The 15,513-nt window shown below is 42.0% G+C and carries 27 protein-coding genes; all 27 read right to left on the bottom strand.

From position 1 onward, the window contains the following. Positions 1-13: 13 nt before the first annotated feature. A complete protein-coding gene (rpmD, locus tag AB2B49_RS01030; protein WP_049484736.1) occupies positions 14-196 on the bottom strand; it encodes a 50S ribosomal protein L30 in 183 nt (60 codons plus the stop codon). Between the two features lie 13 nt (positions 197-209). Continuing rightward, entirely contained in the window at positions 210-704 is a 495-nt protein-coding gene (gene rpsE, locus AB2B49_RS01025; RefSeq protein ID WP_000874204.1) for a 30S ribosomal protein S5, read from the bottom strand. Between the two features lie 17 nt (positions 705-721). Then, complete coding sequence (gene rplR, locus AB2B49_RS01020; RefSeq protein WP_000624044.1) at positions 722-1,078, bottom strand: 50S ribosomal protein L18; 357 nt, start codon at positions 1,076-1,078, stop codon at positions 722-724. A gap of 83 nt (positions 1,079-1,161) precedes the next feature. Then, positions 1,162-1,698, bottom strand: coding sequence for a 50S ribosomal protein L6 (gene rplF / locus AB2B49_RS01015; RefSeq protein ID WP_000086626.1), 537 nt, complete (start codon positions 1,696-1,698; stop codon positions 1,162-1,164). Between the two features lie 188 nt (positions 1,699-1,886). Continuing rightward, entirely contained in the window at positions 1,887-2,285 is a 399-nt protein-coding gene (gene rpsH, locus AB2B49_RS01010; protein WP_000245504.1) for a 30S ribosomal protein S8, read from the bottom strand. 284 nt (positions 2,286-2,569) lie between these two features. Continuing rightward, positions 2,570-2,755, bottom strand: a complete 186-nt coding sequence (locus AB2B49_RS01005) for a type Z 30S ribosomal protein S14 (RefSeq protein ID WP_001085697.1) — start codon at positions 2,753-2,755, stop codon at positions 2,570-2,572. Between the two features lie 17 nt (positions 2,756-2,772). Beyond that, on the bottom strand, positions 2,773-3,315 hold the full coding sequence (gene rplE, locus AB2B49_RS01000; protein ID WP_000013542.1) for a 50S ribosomal protein L5: 543 nt from the start codon (positions 3,313-3,315) through the stop codon (positions 2,773-2,775). 23 nt (positions 3,316-3,338) lie between these two features. Further along, positions 3,339-3,644: a 50S ribosomal protein L24 gene (rplX, locus tag AB2B49_RS00995; protein ID WP_000497691.1), complete on the bottom strand. Its 306-nt coding sequence runs from the start codon at positions 3,642-3,644 to the stop codon at positions 3,339-3,341. Positions 3,645-3,721: 77 nt separating this feature from the next. After that, on the bottom strand, positions 3,722-4,090 hold the full coding sequence (rplN, locus tag AB2B49_RS00990) for a 50S ribosomal protein L14 (protein ID WP_000616545.1): 369 nt from the start codon (positions 4,088-4,090) through the stop codon (positions 3,722-3,724). A 25-nt stretch (positions 4,091-4,115) separates the two neighbouring features. Further along, positions 4,116-4,376, bottom strand: coding sequence for a 30S ribosomal protein S17 (gene rpsQ, locus AB2B49_RS00985; protein WP_000440801.1), 261 nt, complete (start codon positions 4,374-4,376; stop codon positions 4,116-4,118). A gap of 24 nt (positions 4,377-4,400) precedes the next feature. Continuing rightward, positions 4,401-4,607: a 50S ribosomal protein L29 gene (rpmC, locus tag AB2B49_RS00980; protein WP_000772918.1), complete on the bottom strand. Its 207-nt coding sequence runs from the start codon at positions 4,605-4,607 to the stop codon at positions 4,401-4,403. 9 nt (positions 4,608-4,616) lie between these two features. Next, a complete protein-coding gene (rplP, locus tag AB2B49_RS00975; RefSeq protein WP_000960948.1) occupies positions 4,617-5,030 on the bottom strand; it encodes a 50S ribosomal protein L16 in 414 nt (137 codons plus the stop codon). 3 nt (positions 5,031-5,033) lie between these two features. Continuing rightward, positions 5,034-5,687: a 30S ribosomal protein S3 gene (rpsC, locus tag AB2B49_RS00970; protein WP_000529936.1), complete on the bottom strand. Its 654-nt coding sequence runs from the start codon at positions 5,685-5,687 to the stop codon at positions 5,034-5,036. A 12-nt stretch (positions 5,688-5,699) separates the two neighbouring features. Continuing rightward, the gene (rplV, locus tag AB2B49_RS00965; protein WP_000818137.1) at positions 5,700-6,044 is read right to left on the bottom strand and encodes a 50S ribosomal protein L22; all 345 of its coding nucleotides are present in this window, start codon (positions 6,042-6,044) and stop codon (positions 5,700-5,702) included. A gap of 11 nt (positions 6,045-6,055) precedes the next feature. Then, the gene (gene rpsS, locus AB2B49_RS00960) at positions 6,056-6,337 is read right to left on the bottom strand and encodes a 30S ribosomal protein S19 (protein WP_000533766.1); all 282 of its coding nucleotides are present in this window, start codon (positions 6,335-6,337) and stop codon (positions 6,056-6,058) included. Positions 6,338-6,440: 103 nt separating this feature from the next. Continuing rightward, positions 6,441-7,274, bottom strand: a complete 834-nt coding sequence (gene rplB / locus AB2B49_RS00955) for a 50S ribosomal protein L2 (RefSeq protein WP_000512910.1) — start codon at positions 7,272-7,274, stop codon at positions 6,441-6,443. Positions 7,275-7,291: 17 nt separating this feature from the next. Next, positions 7,292-7,588, bottom strand: coding sequence for a 50S ribosomal protein L23 (locus AB2B49_RS00950; protein WP_001055347.1), 297 nt, complete (start codon positions 7,586-7,588; stop codon positions 7,292-7,294). Further along, positions 7,588-8,211: a 50S ribosomal protein L4 gene (rplD, locus tag AB2B49_RS00945; RefSeq protein WP_000024537.1), complete on the bottom strand. Its 624-nt coding sequence runs from the start codon at positions 8,209-8,211 to the stop codon at positions 7,588-7,590. The genes AB2B49_RS00950 and rplD overlap by 1 nt, the downstream gene beginning before the upstream one ends. A gap of 24 nt (positions 8,212-8,235) precedes the next feature. After that, positions 8,236-8,862, bottom strand: coding sequence for a 50S ribosomal protein L3 (gene rplC, locus AB2B49_RS00940; protein WP_000160197.1), 627 nt, complete (start codon positions 8,860-8,862; stop codon positions 8,236-8,238). A gap of 82 nt (positions 8,863-8,944) precedes the next feature. Beyond that, positions 8,945-9,253, bottom strand: coding sequence for a 30S ribosomal protein S10 (rpsJ, locus tag AB2B49_RS00935; protein WP_001284513.1), 309 nt, complete (start codon positions 9,251-9,253; stop codon positions 8,945-8,947). Positions 9,254-9,517: 264 nt separating this feature from the next. Continuing rightward, positions 9,518-10,144 carry a uridine kinase family protein gene (locus AB2B49_RS00930; protein ID WP_049505485.1) on the bottom strand — a complete coding sequence of 209 codons (627 nt, stop codon included), beginning with the start codon at positions 10,142-10,144 and terminating at the stop codon, positions 9,518-9,520. Continuing rightward, on the bottom strand, positions 10,141-10,737 hold the full coding sequence (gene nrdG, locus AB2B49_RS00925) for an anaerobic ribonucleoside-triphosphate reductase activating protein (protein ID WP_049484733.1): 597 nt from the start codon (positions 10,735-10,737) through the stop codon (positions 10,141-10,143). Before nrdG ends, AB2B49_RS00930 begins: the two co-directional genes overlap by 4 nt. Positions 10,738-10,741: 4 nt before the next feature. Then, on the bottom strand, positions 10,742-11,242 hold the full coding sequence (locus AB2B49_RS00920; RefSeq protein ID WP_049505486.1) for a GNAT family N-acetyltransferase: 501 nt from the start codon (positions 11,240-11,242) through the stop codon (positions 10,742-10,744). Positions 11,243-11,285: 43 nt separating this feature from the next. Beyond that, positions 11,286-11,426, bottom strand: a complete 141-nt coding sequence (locus AB2B49_RS00915) for a hypothetical protein (protein WP_000521625.1) — start codon at positions 11,424-11,426, stop codon at positions 11,286-11,288. Between the two features lie 11 nt (positions 11,427-11,437). After that, positions 11,438-13,645 (bottom strand): anaerobic ribonucleoside-triphosphate reductase, encoded by a 2,208-nt coding sequence (gene nrdD / locus AB2B49_RS00910; protein WP_049505498.1) that lies wholly within the window; start codon positions 13,643-13,645, stop codon positions 11,438-11,440. A 129-nt stretch (positions 13,646-13,774) separates the two neighbouring features. Beyond that, on the bottom strand, positions 13,775-15,292 hold the full coding sequence (locus tag AB2B49_RS00905) for a hypothetical protein (RefSeq protein WP_049505487.1): 1,518 nt from the start codon (positions 15,290-15,292) through the stop codon (positions 13,775-13,777). Positions 15,293-15,327: 35 nt separating this feature from the next. Beyond that, the gene (locus AB2B49_RS00900; RefSeq protein WP_164497043.1) at positions 15,328-15,471 is read right to left on the bottom strand and encodes a hypothetical protein; all 144 of its coding nucleotides are present in this window, start codon (positions 15,469-15,471) and stop codon (positions 15,328-15,330) included. Positions 15,472-15,513: the final 42 nt, after the last annotated feature.

Genomic DNA, 15,513 nt, shown 5'->3' with positions numbered 1-15,513 from the left:
CCCTAAAAATTCATTAGATTACTTCTTCAACTGTTACCAAGTGAGATACTGCAGTGATCATACCACGGATAGCAGCGTTGTCTTCTTTGATAACAGAGCTGTTCAATTTGCCAAGTCCAAGTGCTACAACAGTTTTACGTTGTGATGGAATGCGTCCGATTGGAGACTTAGTCAAAGTAATTTTAATTTGAGCCATTTTATCCCCTTTCTTATGCCAAATCAGAAACTGAAATACCACGAAGGGCAGCAACTTCTTCAGCGCGTTTCAATTGTTTCAAACCTTCAACAGTTGCGCGAACAATGTTGATTGGAGTGTTAGAACCAAGTGATTTAGATGTAATATCTGCCACACCTGCCAATTCCACAACGGCACGAACTGCACCACCAGCGGCAACTCCAGAACCTTCTACAGCAGGTTTCAACAATACTTTAGCTCCACCGAATTCTGAAAGAACTTCGTGTGGGATTGTTGTCCCAACCATAGGAACTTCAATCAAGTTTTTCTTAGCATCTTCTACTGCTTTGCGGATTGCTTCTGGAACTTCTTGAGCTTTACCAGTACCAAATCCTACGCGACCATTGTGGTCACCAACAACAACAAGAGCTGCGAAACGAAGACGACGTCCACCTTTAACAACTTTTGTAACACGGTTGACAGCAACTACGCGTTCTTCTAATTCAACTGCATTGTCTTTAAATGCCATTTTCTAGTGTCCTCCTATTAGAATTTCAATCCGTTTTCACGAGCTGCATCAGCCAAAGCTTTCACACGTCCGTGATATAGATATCCACCGCGGTCGAACACCACTTCTGAAATACCTTTAGCGTTTGCACGTTCTGCAACGAGTTTACCGACAGCAACGGCTTGTTCAGTTTTAGTTCCTTTTGAAACTTCTTTGTCAAGAGTTGAAGCACTTGCGAGCGTTACACCCGCTACGTCATCAATCACTTGAGCGTAGATGCCTGTATTAGAACGGAATACGTTCAAACGTGGGCGATCAGCAGTTCCAGAGAGTTTTCCGCGAACGCGACGGTGGCGTTTTTGGCGGAGTTTGTTTTTATCTGGTTTAGAAATCACAGTTTTCACCTCTTTAGTTTTAAATCGTGTGCTATGCACTAAGTTGGAAAATAGGTTGGTGGTTAAAAATCAACCACTCAACATTATTTACCTGTTTTACCTTCTTTACGGCGAACGAATTCACCAACGTAACGGATACCTTTACCTTTATATGGTTCTGGTGAACGAAGGCTACGTACGTAAGCAGCTGTTTGACCAACTACTTCTTTTGAAATTCCGCTAACAACGATTGTTGTTGGGTTTGGAAGTTCAAAAGTAATTCCTTCTGGAGCTTCAACTTCGTCTGGATGAGATTTACCAACAGCCAAAACAAGTTTAGATCCTTGAAGTTGTGCACGGTAACCAACCCCGCGCATTTCAAGTTCTTTCTTGAATCCTTCTGATACACCAACAACCATGTTGTTCAAAAGGGCACGAGTAGTTCCGTGGATTGTTTTCATTTCTTTTGAATCGTTTGGACGGTGAAGAGTTACTTCAGTACCTTCCACACGAATTTCAATATCTTTTGAGAACTCACGAGTAAGTTCTCCTTTAGGTCCTTTTACAGTTACAACGTTGTCATTGTTAGTGATTTCAACACCAGCAGGCAACACGATAACTTTATTACCAATACGTGACATATTTATTTTCTCCTGTTAAATTGTCAGGCCAGAACGGCCAGTTTTCACGGGGGTTAAATCGATTTCTCGATTTAAAGGAACATTCAGGTTTCAATTTCAAAGTGAATCTAGCCATCGTCTCGCAGGCATAACTTTGGGTTAGGTAAGAGACGATAACGAAGAGTCACAAAGAAATTGGAAGCTAAATATTACCAAACGTAAGCGATAACTTCTCCACCAACGTTCTTTTGGCGAGCTTCTTTATCAGTAAGCAAACCTTCAGAAGTTGAAAGAATAGCAATTCCAAGTCCGTTAAGAACTTTTGGAAGATCTTCACGTTTTTTGTAGACACGAAGCCCTGGTTTAGAAACACGTTTCAAGTTAGTGATAACTTTTTCACCGTTTGGTCCGTATTTAAGGAATACACGGATGATGCCTTGTTTGTCATCTTCGATGATTTCTACGTTCTTAACAAAACCTTCGCGTTTAAGGATTTCAGCAATCCCTTTTTTGATATTTGATGCAGGTACTTCAAGTACTTCGTGTTTCGCTTGGTTAGCGTTACGAATACGAGTTAGGAAGTCTGCGATTGGGTCAGTCATAACCATTTTGTTTTTCTCCTCTTACTAGTAGTTTGCAAGTTGCACTTGCTAGTTAATACATGATACAAAGAGCGTAACAGCAAGAGCAAAAATAGGCAATTTGATGCAGGAGCGATGCTCCAAAGAAAATTGGTCTTTTTCGCCAAAGCTGTAGCTCGTGTTCAAATTGGCGAGCCCAACTGAACTCGGGCTAAACCCTGTGTGAAAAAGATAAACTTTCCTAGAAACTTCAGTTTCTTCGTCATGTTTCCTATTTTCACTTAGAGTTTTGACGCCCTTGATATCTTAAATTACCAAGATGCTTTTGTTACACCAGGAATTTGTCCTTTGTAAGCTAATTCACGGAAGCAAACACGGCAAAGTTTAAATTTGCGGTAAACTGAATGTGGACGACCACATTTTTCACAACGAGTATAAGCTTGAGTAGAGAACTTCGCTGGACGTTTGTTCTTAGCAATCATTGATTTTTTAGCCATTAGATTTACCTCCTATATTATTTTGCAAAAGGCATTCCAAGGCCTGTAAGCAATGCACGTGACTCTTCGTCAGTGTTAGCAGTTGTTACGATAACGATGTCAAGACCACGAGTTTTGTCAACGTCATCGAAGTTGATTTCTGGGAAGATCAATTGTTCTTTCACACCAAGAGTGTAGTTTCCGCGTCCATCAAATGATTTTGTTGGAACACCGTGGAAGTCACGCACACGTGGAAGTGAAACTGAAACCAATTTGTCCAAGAATTCGTACATACGTTCACCACGAAGGGTAACTTTTGCACCGATCGCTACACCTTCACGAAGACGGAAGCCGGCGATTGATTTTTTAGCTTTAGTGATAAGTGGTTTTTGACCTGAGATAAGTGCCAATTCTTCAGCAGCTTTTTCAAGACTTTTAGCGTTTGATACAGCTTCACCAACACCCATGTTCAAAACGATCTTATCTACTTTAGGCACAGCCATCACTGATGAGTAGTTGAATTGTTCTGTCAAAGCAGGAACTACTTCATTAAGATATTTTTCTTTTAAACGATTTGCCATTATACTTCTCCTTTCCTTCGTGATTAATCAAGCACTTCGCCTGATTTTTTGTTGTAGCGAACTTTTTTACCGTCTACAAATTTGTAACCAACACGACCAGCTACACCATTTTTGTCCAATACTTGAACGTTTGATACGTGGATAGCTGCTTCTTTCTCGATGATACCACCTTGAGGAAGTTCGTTAGTTGGACGTTGGTGTTTCTTAACGATGTTGACACCTTCAACGATAACTTTGTTTACTTTTGGAAGGGCAGTAAGGACAACAGCTTCTGTTCCCTTATCTTTACCAGCGATTACGCGAACTTTGTCGCCTTTTTTTACAAACATTAGGTTTCTCCTTGATTTTTCTTACGCCCATAAGGGCACCCTAGCTTGAAGCTAGGGGACTAGTTTGTTTCTAAAAATTAAAGTACTTCTGGAGCAAGTGACACGATCTTCATGAAGCCACCTTCACGCAATTCGCGTGCAACTGGGCCAAAGATACGTGTTCCGCGAGGAGTTTTGTCTTCACGGATGATAACTGCTGCGTTTTCGTCAAATTTGATGTATGAACCATCAGCACGACGAGCACCTGATTTAGTACGAACGATAACAGCTTTTACAACGTCACCTTTTTTAACCGCACCACCAGGAGTAGCTTGTTTTACAGATGCCACAATAACATCACCGATGTTTGCAAATTTACGTCCTGAACCACCAAGAACTTTGATAGTCAAGATTTCGCGAGCACCGCTGTTGTCTGCGACTTTCAAACGAGTTTCTGTTTGAATCATTTCAGTTTTCTCCTTTCAGGTTTGATTAGATGATGACCGCTTCTTCAACAACTTCTACAAGACGGAAACGTTTTGTAGCTGAAAGCGGACGAGTTTCCATGATACGTACGATATCGCCTTCTTTGGCAACATTGTTTTCATCATGTGCTTTGTATTTTTTAGAGTAGTTAATACGTTTACCATAGACTGGGTGGTTACGTTTTGTTTCAACTACAACTGTGATTGTCTTGTCCATTTTGTCAGATACAACACGTCCAACAAGAACTTTACGATTATTGCGTTCCATTGAAATTTCTCCTTCCCTAGTCTATTATTTCGCTTCAGATTGAACTGTTTTGATACGAGCGATTTGTTTTTTAACTTCTTTCAAGCGAGCTGTTTGTTCCAATTGACCAGTAGCAGCTTGGAAACGAAGTTCAAACAATTCTTTTTTCAATTCGTTTTCGCGCTTCGCGAGTTCTTCTTGAGAAAGACCACGAAGTTCTTTAACAAATTCTTTTACTTCATTAAGTTTCATGCCTTCTCCTTATTCTGCTTCACGTTTTACGAATTTACATTTAACTGGCAATTTGTGGCTTGCAAGACGAAGCGCTTCGCGAGCGATCTCTTCAGATACACCAGCAACTTCAAACATCACTTTACCACGTTTAACTGGTGCTACCCAACCTTCAGGCGCCCCTTTACCAGATCCCATACGCACACCGATAGCTTTAGCAGTGTATGATTTGTGTGGGAAGATTTTAATCCAAACTTTACCACCACGTTTCATGTAACGAGTCATGGCGATACGAGCAGCTTCGATTTGGCGGTTAGTGATCCAGTGGCTAGTTGTAGCTTGAAGACCGTATTCACCGAATGCTACTTCTTTTCCACCTTTTGCTTCACCGCGCATTTTTCCACGGAATTCACGACGGTGTTTAACACGTTTAGGTACTAACATCGGTTATTTACCTCCTTTAGTGTTTTTACGAGCTGGAAGAACTTCACCACGGTAGATCCATACTTTAACACCAAGTTTACCGTATGTAGTATCTGCTTCTTCCCAAGCGTAATCGATATCTGCACGAAGTGTGTGAAGTGGAACAGTTCCTTCAGAGTATCCTTCAGCACGGGCGATATCTGCACCGTTCAAACGACCTGATACTTGAGTTTTGATTCCTTTAGCTCCAGCACGCATTGCACGTTGGATTGCTTGTTTTTGTGCACGACGGAAAGCGACACGTTGCTCCAATTGACGAGCAATTCCTTCACCTACAAGGTGAGCATCCAAATCAGGTTGTTTGATTTCGATGATGTTGATGTGTACTTGTTTTCCAGTCAATTTGTTAAGTTTTGCACGGAGTGCATCAACGTTAGCACCACCTTTACCGATAACCATACCTGGTTTAGCAGTGTGAAGTGAAACGTTAACTTTGTTTACTGCGCGTTCAATTTCGATAGTTGAAACTGCTGCGTCAGCAAGTTCTTTTTGAACGAATTTACGGATTGCAAGATCTTCATGAAGGTAATCCGCGTATTCTTTTTCAGCATACCATTTGGCATCCCAATCACGGATGATGCCGACACGCATACCAATTGGATGTACTTTTTGACCCACGATGTTACCTCCTTATTTTTCTGCAACAGCCACAGTGATGTGAGCTGTACGTTTGTTGATTGGTGAAGCTGAACCTTTCGCACGTGGACGGAAACGTTTCATAGTTGGTCCTTCGTTTGCGAATGCTTCAGATACTACCAAGTTAGCTTTGTCCAAACCAAAGTTGTTTTCAGCGTTAGCTACAGCTGAGTTCAAAACTTTCAAGATGATTTCAGCAGCTTTGTTTGGTGTGAATGTCAAGATTGCAATAGCATCGGCTACGCTTTTACCACGGATGTTGTCAAGAACAAGACGTGATTTACGAGGTGAAACACGTACTGTACGAGCCATTGCTTTAGCTGAAGTAATTTCTGCCATTTATGTTCTCCTTATTTTCTACGTGTTTTCTTGTCGTCTGCAGCGTGACCTTTGTAAGTACGAGTTGGTGCAAATTCACCAAGTTTGTGACCTACCATGTCTTCTTGGATGTAAACAGGTACGTGTTTACGTCCGTCATAAACTGCAATAGTGTAACCAATGAAACTTGGGAAGATCGTTGAACGACGTGACCAAGTTTTGATAACTTTTTTCTTTTCGTCGTTAGCTTGAGCTTCAACTTTTTTCATCAAATGCTCATCGACGAAAGGTCCTTTTTTAAGACTGCGTCCCATTTTTATTTTTTCTCCTTTAAATGTTGTACCACAGCGGCTTGCGCTCACATGGAGCGCTACCGAGCTGGCGGATTTCCTAGTTGCTTAGGCGACTAGTTTATGATTATTTCTCGTTGCGACGACGAACGATAAGTTTGTCAGATTTCGCTTTCTTGTTACGAGTTTTAAGACCAAGAGCAGGTTTGCCCCATGGAGTAGATGGCGCTTTACGACCAACTGGTGCTTTACCTTCACCACCACCGTGTGGGTGATCGTTAGGGTTCATTACAGAACCACGAACTGTTGGGCGGATACCTTTCCAACGGCTACGTCCTGCTTTACCAAGGTTTACAAGTCCATGTTGTTCGTTTCCGACAACACCAACTGTAGCACGACAAGTTCCAAGAATCATACGAACTTCGCCAGATTGAAGACGAACAAGAACGTATTTACCTTCTTGACCCAATACTTGGGCAGAAGCACCAGCAGCACGTACCAATTCTCCACCACGACCTGGTTTCAATTCGATGTTGTGGATCAAAGTACCAACTGGGATGTTAGCCAGTGGAAGAGCGTTTCCGACTTTGATATCTGCTTCAGGACCTGAAACGATACGTTGACCAACTTCAAGACCTTTTGGAGCGATGATGTATGCTTTCACACCGTCAGTGTAGTGTACAAGAGCGATGTTTGCAGAACGGTTTGGATCGTACTCGATAGTTTTAACAACTGCTTCAACGTTGTCTTTGTTACGTTTGAAGTCAACCAAACGGTAGAAACGTTTGTGTCCACCACCTTGGTGACGAACAGTGATACGACCGTTGTTGTTACGACCAGCCTTGCTCTTCAAAGCAACAAGCAATGATTTTTCAGGAGTGCTTGTTGTGATTTCAGCGAAATCCAAAGAAGTCATATTACGGCGACCGTTTGTTGTTGGTTTATAAACACGAATTCCCACGATATTTCCTCCTTAGATTATTCAGCTTCAGCAGCGAACAACTCGATTGCTTTTGAATCAGCTGTAAGTGTGATGATAGCTTTTTTAGTTTTGTTAGTAAAACCAGTGTAACGTCCAACACGCTTCGCTTTAGGTTTTACGTTGATTGTGTTAACGTTGGCAACTTTAACACCTTCGAAAGCAGCTTCAACAGCTTGCTTGATTAAAAGTTTGTGTGCACGAGTGTCAACTTCAAATACATATTTTCCTGCTTCAAGTTGAGCCATTGAGCTTTCAGTGATAACAGGTTTTTTGATAACATCATACAAATTCATTATGCAAGAACCTCCTCGATTTTAGAGATAGCTGCTTGTGTGACAAGAAGTTTGTCGCTATTTGCGATGTCAAGAACACTTGCAGTTGTAGCAGTTGCAACTTTCACGTTTGGAAGGTTACGAGCTGAAAGAGCTGCGAATTCATTTCCTTCTTCAAGGATAACAAGAACTTTAGAATCGATGCTCAATGCTGCAAGAACTTTTGCAAATTCAGCAGTTTTTGGAGCTGTAAATGAAAGAGCGTCTACAGCTACGAATTTGTTTTCAGCAACTTTTTCAGAGTAAACTGATTTAAGAGCTAGGCGACGAACTTTTTGTGGAAGTTTGTAGCCGTATGAACGTGGAGTTGGTCCGAAGACAACACCACCACCACGCCATTGTGGTGAGCGGATAGAACCTTGACGAGCACGTCCAGTTCCTTTTTGACGCCATGGTTTGCGTCCACCACCTGATACTGCAGAGCGGTTTTTAACAGCGTGTGTTCCTTGACGAAGGCTTGCGCGTTGGCTGATGATCACATCAAACACAACTGATTCATTTGGTTCAATACCAAATACTGCATCGTTAAGAACAACTTGGCCAGCTTCTTTACCAGTTTGGTCAAATAATGTTACGTTTGCCATTGTGACTGATTTCCCCTTTCTTTATTATTTACCAGCTTTAACTGCTGATTTGATAGTGATAAGAGATTTCTTAGCACCTGGTACGTTACCTTTGATAAGGATAACGTTCTTTTCTGGAACAACTTGTACCACTTCAAGGTTTTGAATCGTTACGCGGTCGCCACCCATACGTCCTGCAAGGTTTTTACCTTTGAATACGCGGTTAGGTGCTACAGGTCCCATAGAACCTGGACGACGGTGGTAACGAGAACCGTGAGCCATTGGTCCACGTGATTGTCCGTGGCGTTTGATAACACCTTGGAAACCTTTACCTTTAGAAGTACCAGTTACGTCAACAACGTCTCCAGCTGCGAATGTTTCAACTGTGATTTCAGCACCAACTTCCAAGCCTTCAACGTTTTTGAATTCACGAATGAAGCGCTTAGGAGCCGTGTTAGCTTTCGCTACATGTCCTTTAGCAGGTTTGTTGCTCAATACTTCGCGTTTGTCATCGAAACCAACTTGGATAGCGTTGTATCCGTCTGTTTCAACAGTTTTAACTTGAAGAACAACGTTTGGAGTTGCTTCAATAACTGTTACAGGGATCAATTCGCCAGCTTCAGTGAAGATTTGAGTCATTCCCACTTTTTTCCCTAAGATTCCTTTTGTCATGAGAAAATAGTTCCTTTTCTATATTTTTTATTCAAAAAGTTTTTAACGAGCGTTTTTTATGCTCAAGGTATCAAGCTTTAGATTAAAGTTTGATTTCTACGTTTACACCACTTGGAAGATCCAATTTCATCAAGGCATCAACTGTTTTTTGAGTTGGGTTAACGATATCGATCAAACGTTTGTGTGTACGCATTTCAAATTGTTCGCGAGAGTCTTTGTATTTGTGAGTCGCACGAATAATTGTGTAGAGGCTACGCTCAGTTGGAAGTGGGATTGGACCCGCAACTTGTGCACCTGTACGAGTAGCTGATTCTACGATTTTTGCAGCCGCTGTATCAAGCGTACGGTGTTCGTAAGCTTTCAAACGGATACGGATTTTTTTGTTTGCCATCTTTTTCTCCTTTTCGTCTATTTAAGATAATAGGCTAGCTCCACAAGAAAACCGACGCGCGTTGCGTGGCAATGCAACCGAGCGTGTCGCAACCTCTTGCATCAAAGCTAAGGCTGTAATTTACAGCACCATAATAGAATAACACAAAGTCCCTGCGATTGCAAGGGATTTGTGAGCTTTTTTTTCTTTTTTTAGGACGAAACTGTTTTCTCTTTTCATCTTTCCAAGATTACGGATTTATATCTAAAAAAACTGTCTTTTCTTCTATATAACGTGTGTCATTTTGACCTTGAATTTATCTTCTGATTGATCTACTAGAATGTCCGCTTTAGACTCATTTTCTCTATAGTATCGCAGATACTGCTCCCGTCTCATCTGATGGCTAGCTAATACAAAAGATGCATCGCGATTTCTCATAGTCGTATCTCGAGCTAAGCGCCTCTTTAATTCGGTCTCCTCATCCGTGTAGAAACAGATGGTTTTGTCAAAGAGTTCCTTGGGTAGAAAACCCACAGACATCCCTTCAACAATAAGAATTGGCTTTGCTCCAGACAAGACCTCGCTAGCCTTCCAAGGTTCATCAATCGTCAAGATGTCCATGCCTGCCTGCAAGGCGAGAATATCTCTCTGTAAACTTGCTAGTTCATGCGCCACTGGCAGACAAGCCGTCACCTTTTGATCTGGCGCTTGCTTTGGTACTACCAGGTGACGTTCTGAGGTGATATAAGGATCTGTTTCTAGTAAATTTACTGTAGTAGAATCTAGAGCTTGATGTAATTCCTGAGCGAAGGTTGACTTGCCCGAAGCCCCATGACCGTAGATCCCTAGCGTCCTAATTCTTCCCGTTTCGATCTCTGAAACCAGTTGTTCTATCAGGTCTTTTTTCTTCATTCTCTCTTCACCTGTTCATAGCTTTCTTTTCCGTCATTAAGCTTGTCCCAAATCACCACTTGCCCACTTTTGAGGGATTTTTGCACATCGATAATCCGTTGATTGGACGAACCTCGAAACTGGAGCATAAGATTGCGCTTGCTTTTATCATACCGTCCATCAACAAGGATGTCAATCAATGATAAGAGTTCCAGTTTATCTGGAGTCTCCAGCATCATTTCTTCCCAAGTATAACCCGTCCAGGACCAGATGTCTTTTTCTGGTAATTCCTTTCGAATGCGCTTAACGAGAGGCAAGAGAATGCCCGTATTAAGAAAGGGTTCTCCTCCTAGCAAGGTCAAACCTTGAACATAGGGTTGGGCAAGGTCTTCCATGATTTGTTCTTCTAATTCTGCCGTATAGGGAATGCCTGCGTTGAAAGACCAAGTCGCAACATTATAGCATCCCTCGCAGTGAAACATGCAACCTGATACATAGAGAGAGTTTCGCACACCTTCTCCATCGACAAAATTAAAAGCCTTGTAATCAATGATTCGCCCTTTACTAAGCTCCTCACTTTTCCATTCACCTGGTTTTGGTGTATTCCATGTCATCCTTTTACTCCAAATCTATCCAGTAACGTTCTACACCATTGCGAACATCCTCAAACACCCCACCATTTGCCACAATCACCGCCCTACTAGCAGGATTTTCCGTACTACAGGTCACAAGTGCTTTTTTGATGTTCTTTTCCTTGGCAACTTGCAGGCCTTGTCTGAGGGCTTCTTTGGCATAACCTTTGCCTCTTTCAGAGGGGCGGATGGAGTAGCCAATATGGCCAGCATGATTCAGCAAGCCCTCATTTAGTTTCAATCGCAGATTCAAAAATCCTAGAGCACGACCTACATCATCAAATGATACAAATTGAATAGAAGGAACACGATTTTCAGGCAAGTTTATTCCCATCTCTTTTTGCATATTTGTTTCCAACCACTCTTCATAAGAAAAAGCCTCTGTCTCCCAAAACCCACCATCATGAGGGGACTGTGCTTGTTCAAACTCTACCATCATCTCTAAAACTGTTTCTTTATCTGCCAATGTTGGTCTGCGTAGTATCATTTTTACCTCCAATTAAGAGAAAAGTGAGAGCAGACTCTCACTTTTATTTTTTCTTATTCTTGTTTAAAAACTGTTCTCTGAGGTTGAGCAAGCGTTCTTTTTTACCTGTTCCACCTTTCGAGTGTTTCTCGTGATAACGGGTCACTTGTGCGCGTCCCTTATCGTCTAATTGGTATTTCCCCATTCCATTTCCTTCTAATTTGTTACTTCATGTCCAGCTGTTTTGATAGTAGAGCCATTCATGTGTTTGACACGCGCAGCGATTTCCTTGTGGCGTCCATTAACCATCGGACGCGCTTGAGGATTGCCCAGATAACCACACGTACGTTTGACCACGTCTACTGTTTTAGGGTCACTATTGCCACAGTTTGGACAAGCAAATCCTCGCTCAGTCGGTTCAAAATCCCCTTCAAAATCACACTTGTAGCAACGATCAATCGGAGTATTGGTCCCTAGATAGCCGACACGGTCATAGGCATAGTCCCAGACAGCTTCCAGGGCTTTAGGATTTTGTTGAAGAACTGGATACTCACAATAATGGATGAAACCACCTGACGCACCTGCTTCTGGATAGACTTTTTCAAAGTCCAATTTTTCAAACGGTGTTGGATTTTTACGAACATCATAGTGGAAAGAGTTGGTGTAGTATTCCTTGTCCGTGATGTCCGGAATAGAGCCAAACTTCTCTGTATCCAAGCGGCAGAAGCGGTCTGTCAGACTTTCAGACGGTGTGGAGTAGATAGAGAAGTGGTAACCATATTGGTCAGACCACTCTTCCACACGACGTTTCATATCACGAATAATATCCAGTGTGAATTCCTTGGCTTCAGGATTGCTTTCCCAGCTGTTTCCAAAGAAGACTGTAGCCACTTCGTACAAACCGATGTAGCCCAGCGAAACTGTCGCACGGCGATTCTTAAAGAGTTGGTCAACACTTTCTTCTTTTCCGAGACGGCAACCGAAGGCTCCGTACTGATAGAGGATAGGGGCATTCGCTGGTGTTGCTTCCTTGGTCCGTTCAACACGGTAAACCAGAGCATCTTCTGCGATATTCATCCGCTCGTTGAAGATTTCCCAAAACTTATTCAGATCCCCTTCAGACTCGAGGGCGATACGAGGCAAATTGACTGTCACAACACCTAGATTCATCCGACCTGAATTGACCTCAACACCATTTTCATCTTTCCATCCTTGAAGGAAAGAACGGCATCCCATAGGAACCTTGAAAGAACCTGTCAGTTCGATAATCTTATCATAGGACAAGACATCTGGGTACATCCGCTTGGTTGCACACTCGAGGGCCAACTGTTTGATATCGTAGTTAGGTGAACCTTCCTCTAAGTTGAGTCCTCTTTTTAGCGTAAAGATGAGTTTAGGGAAGATGGCTGTTCGATGTTCTGAACCAAGACCCTTGATACGAATGGTCAAAATAGCTTTTTGAATTTCACGCTCAAAACGATTGGTTCCCAGACCAAAACCTAGCGAAGTAAAAGGTGTTTGGCCATTTGAAGTGAAGAGGGTGTTGATTTCATACTCAAGAGATTGCATGGCATCGTAGATGTCTTTTTGGGTTTTCTTCCAAGCGTAATCTTCCCGTTTTTCAGACAAGACCCACTCTTCTGCATCTTTGAGGTGCTTTTGATAATTCTTCTCCGCATAAGGCGCCAAGACTTCATCGATACGGTCAGCTGAACAGCCCCCGTACTGGCTAGAAGCAACGTTGGCGATGATTTGTGAAATCTGAGCTGTCGCAGTCTGGATAGACTTGGGACTCTCTACCTCTGCATTTCCAATCTTAAAACCATTTTCCAACATGCCTTTAAAATCAATCAAACAGCAGTTGGTCATCGGTGTGTAGGGACTGTAGTCCAAGTCATGATAGTGGATATCCCCTTTTTGGTGAGCATTGGCTACGTGCTTAGGAAGCATTTGCAGCCCGATTGATTTCCCAACAATCCCTGCTGTCAAATCACGCTGGGTGTTGAAGACATCGCTGTCTTTATTGGCATTTTCATTGACAACTGCCTGGTCTTTATTGAGAAGTTTATGGATACTAAAGTTGATATCTGTCGCTTTTGAGCGCTCAAAATCCCTCTGTGTCCGATAAGTGATATACTCCTCAGCTAGCGCATATTCTTTGGCTTCAAGGAGTTCATGTTCTACGACATTTTGAATTTCGTAAATCTTGACACCTTGAGGGAAGCGACTGTGAATTTCAGTGACGATTCTTTCAACCAGACCATTTAGGCGTTTTTCTACTAGAGGCGTAAGGTCCATAACCTTTTCCGCCGCCTTGTGGAGAGCCTTGTCAATCTTGTCTACATCAAACACCACACGTCTACCATCTCGTTTTTCAACGAACAAGGTGGGAACGGTTGCAAGCTTTTCTTCTAATACAATCATATCCATGCTCTTTTCTAAAATATTGTTGAATTGTTTATATTCAGTATTATACCACTCTAAAAATAAAAATCAATATCTTGTGCCAAAAATCCTAAAATTTTTAAAATTCCACAAGATATTGATTTTTTGTTATTTTGATTTATAAAGTTTGAACTCGCTAGTATCTGTCTGAATAAGCTCATAGTTTTCACTGAGCCAGCTCTCTACATCTGACCACAAGGCAACTTTTTGATTGACCACAATCATCTTCGGTTGATTCTCTTTCAGGTCATTCATCAGTTTGGTTTTATTTTCGTCGCTTGCAGTATAGAGTGTTGGAGTTGATAGAGAAGTCGGCGCCAAGCGTTCACTTGCACGGTAGAAATCTGGACGATCATCCCAAGCATAGACACGATCCTCAGAACTCGTTTGTTGTTTGACCACGCTGGCAAGACGTTCTCTCTCCTGATAAGTCGCTGGATGCGAAAGGTAGCGACTCACGATAGGAAGAACAATGAGATAGGCAAGGGCAATCAGTGGTAGATAGAAATTTCCTTTAAAGAAAGAGGTTTGTTTCTCACGTCTTCTTCTACGACGACTCCCTCCATCCGAAACATCTTCCTTGATTCCTGTCAGAAGGAGCAAGATCAAGAAAGGAATTAGCACCACAAGACGAGTACCGTTGATAGGTTCTTTGGAGAGAACCAAGATTCCCAAAGAAACCAACAATCCCAAGCTAGCAGCAATCGATAAGGCATATTGCTTGGCTGGTTTTGACTGGAACAAACCTGCAAATAGCAAACCAAGGGAACCTAATCCAATAGCAAGCAAGCCATAGAAGGCTGCATTTTCAAGCAAATGCGAATTTGAAAAGAGGCTAAGAGTATTTACCGGATACAAGGTCTGGCTAATGGCATCCCCAAAACTACCTGTCCACACTGTATAGTAGCCTAAAGGATAGAATAAGAGTGAAAATCCTAGGGCTGACGCAAAGAACTGATATAGACCATGAACAAAGTGACCTTTAGCTAGATTAAAGCCGATGATGCCTAGAGCCAGTATAGCCGCAAACAAGGCGGTTGGAATCGGTGCAAGGAAGAAAGCGAGAGCAAGACTCATCCCCACTCTTACAAATCCTTTGTCGTCATTTGGATAAGCTAAGTAGTTCGTAACAACACTCAATGAATAAAATAGGAAAGGCAAGGCTAGCAAGAGAGCATAACCGCCACCAAAAGCGAGGCCTGCTACAAGCAAGTATAAAATAAAGACAACTCGTTTCGCTTCCTTTTCTTGGCAGACAAGAGTATCCGCAGCCTTAAAAAGAAAAACACCTGCTCCAAACAAGGCCAACCACTCAACCAAAGCAAGCAGAATACTTCCTAGGGAAAGATAGGTTAGCAAGTAATAGAGCAATCCATTCGTTCCAAAGTAATCTGTATACATTTGACCATTTTGATGCAAGGCCCAACCTGTATAAAGATCCTGACTTTGTTGCGGACTGACTACACCAAAAATAAAAGGCAGGGCAACCGAAATGGCTGTGGCCACTAAACTCCAAAGCATGATACTAAAAAAGGGAATCGGAGCTCCTTCTCGTTTCTCTGGCACTGACCAGTCTTGGTAATGTGATTCTTCTTGTTTCTCATCTATTTTCTCGTATACGTTCATTCAATTTCTCCTCTAAGTTTATCTGTTTTAGTATATCAAAATCTTACAGGAATGTCAGCTTGGGATTGATATTTGCTGAATTTCTTATCCAACAGCGCAAAGCGTTCGATTTCACGAAAACGGTGAAATCGGCTATTACTATACTCTCTGATAAAATCATCATCTTCTAGATTAAGCATGGTTTTCTCCTTTACTTATCTATTCGTAAGAAAACAAAAAAG

The organism is Streptococcus jiangnanensis (assembly GCF_040888325.1).
In the GTDB taxonomy this organism is placed as follows: domain Bacteria; phylum Bacillota; class Bacilli; order Lactobacillales; family Streptococcaceae; genus Streptococcus; species Streptococcus jiangnanensis.
This window is presented reverse-complemented; position numbering and strand designations above follow the sequence as displayed.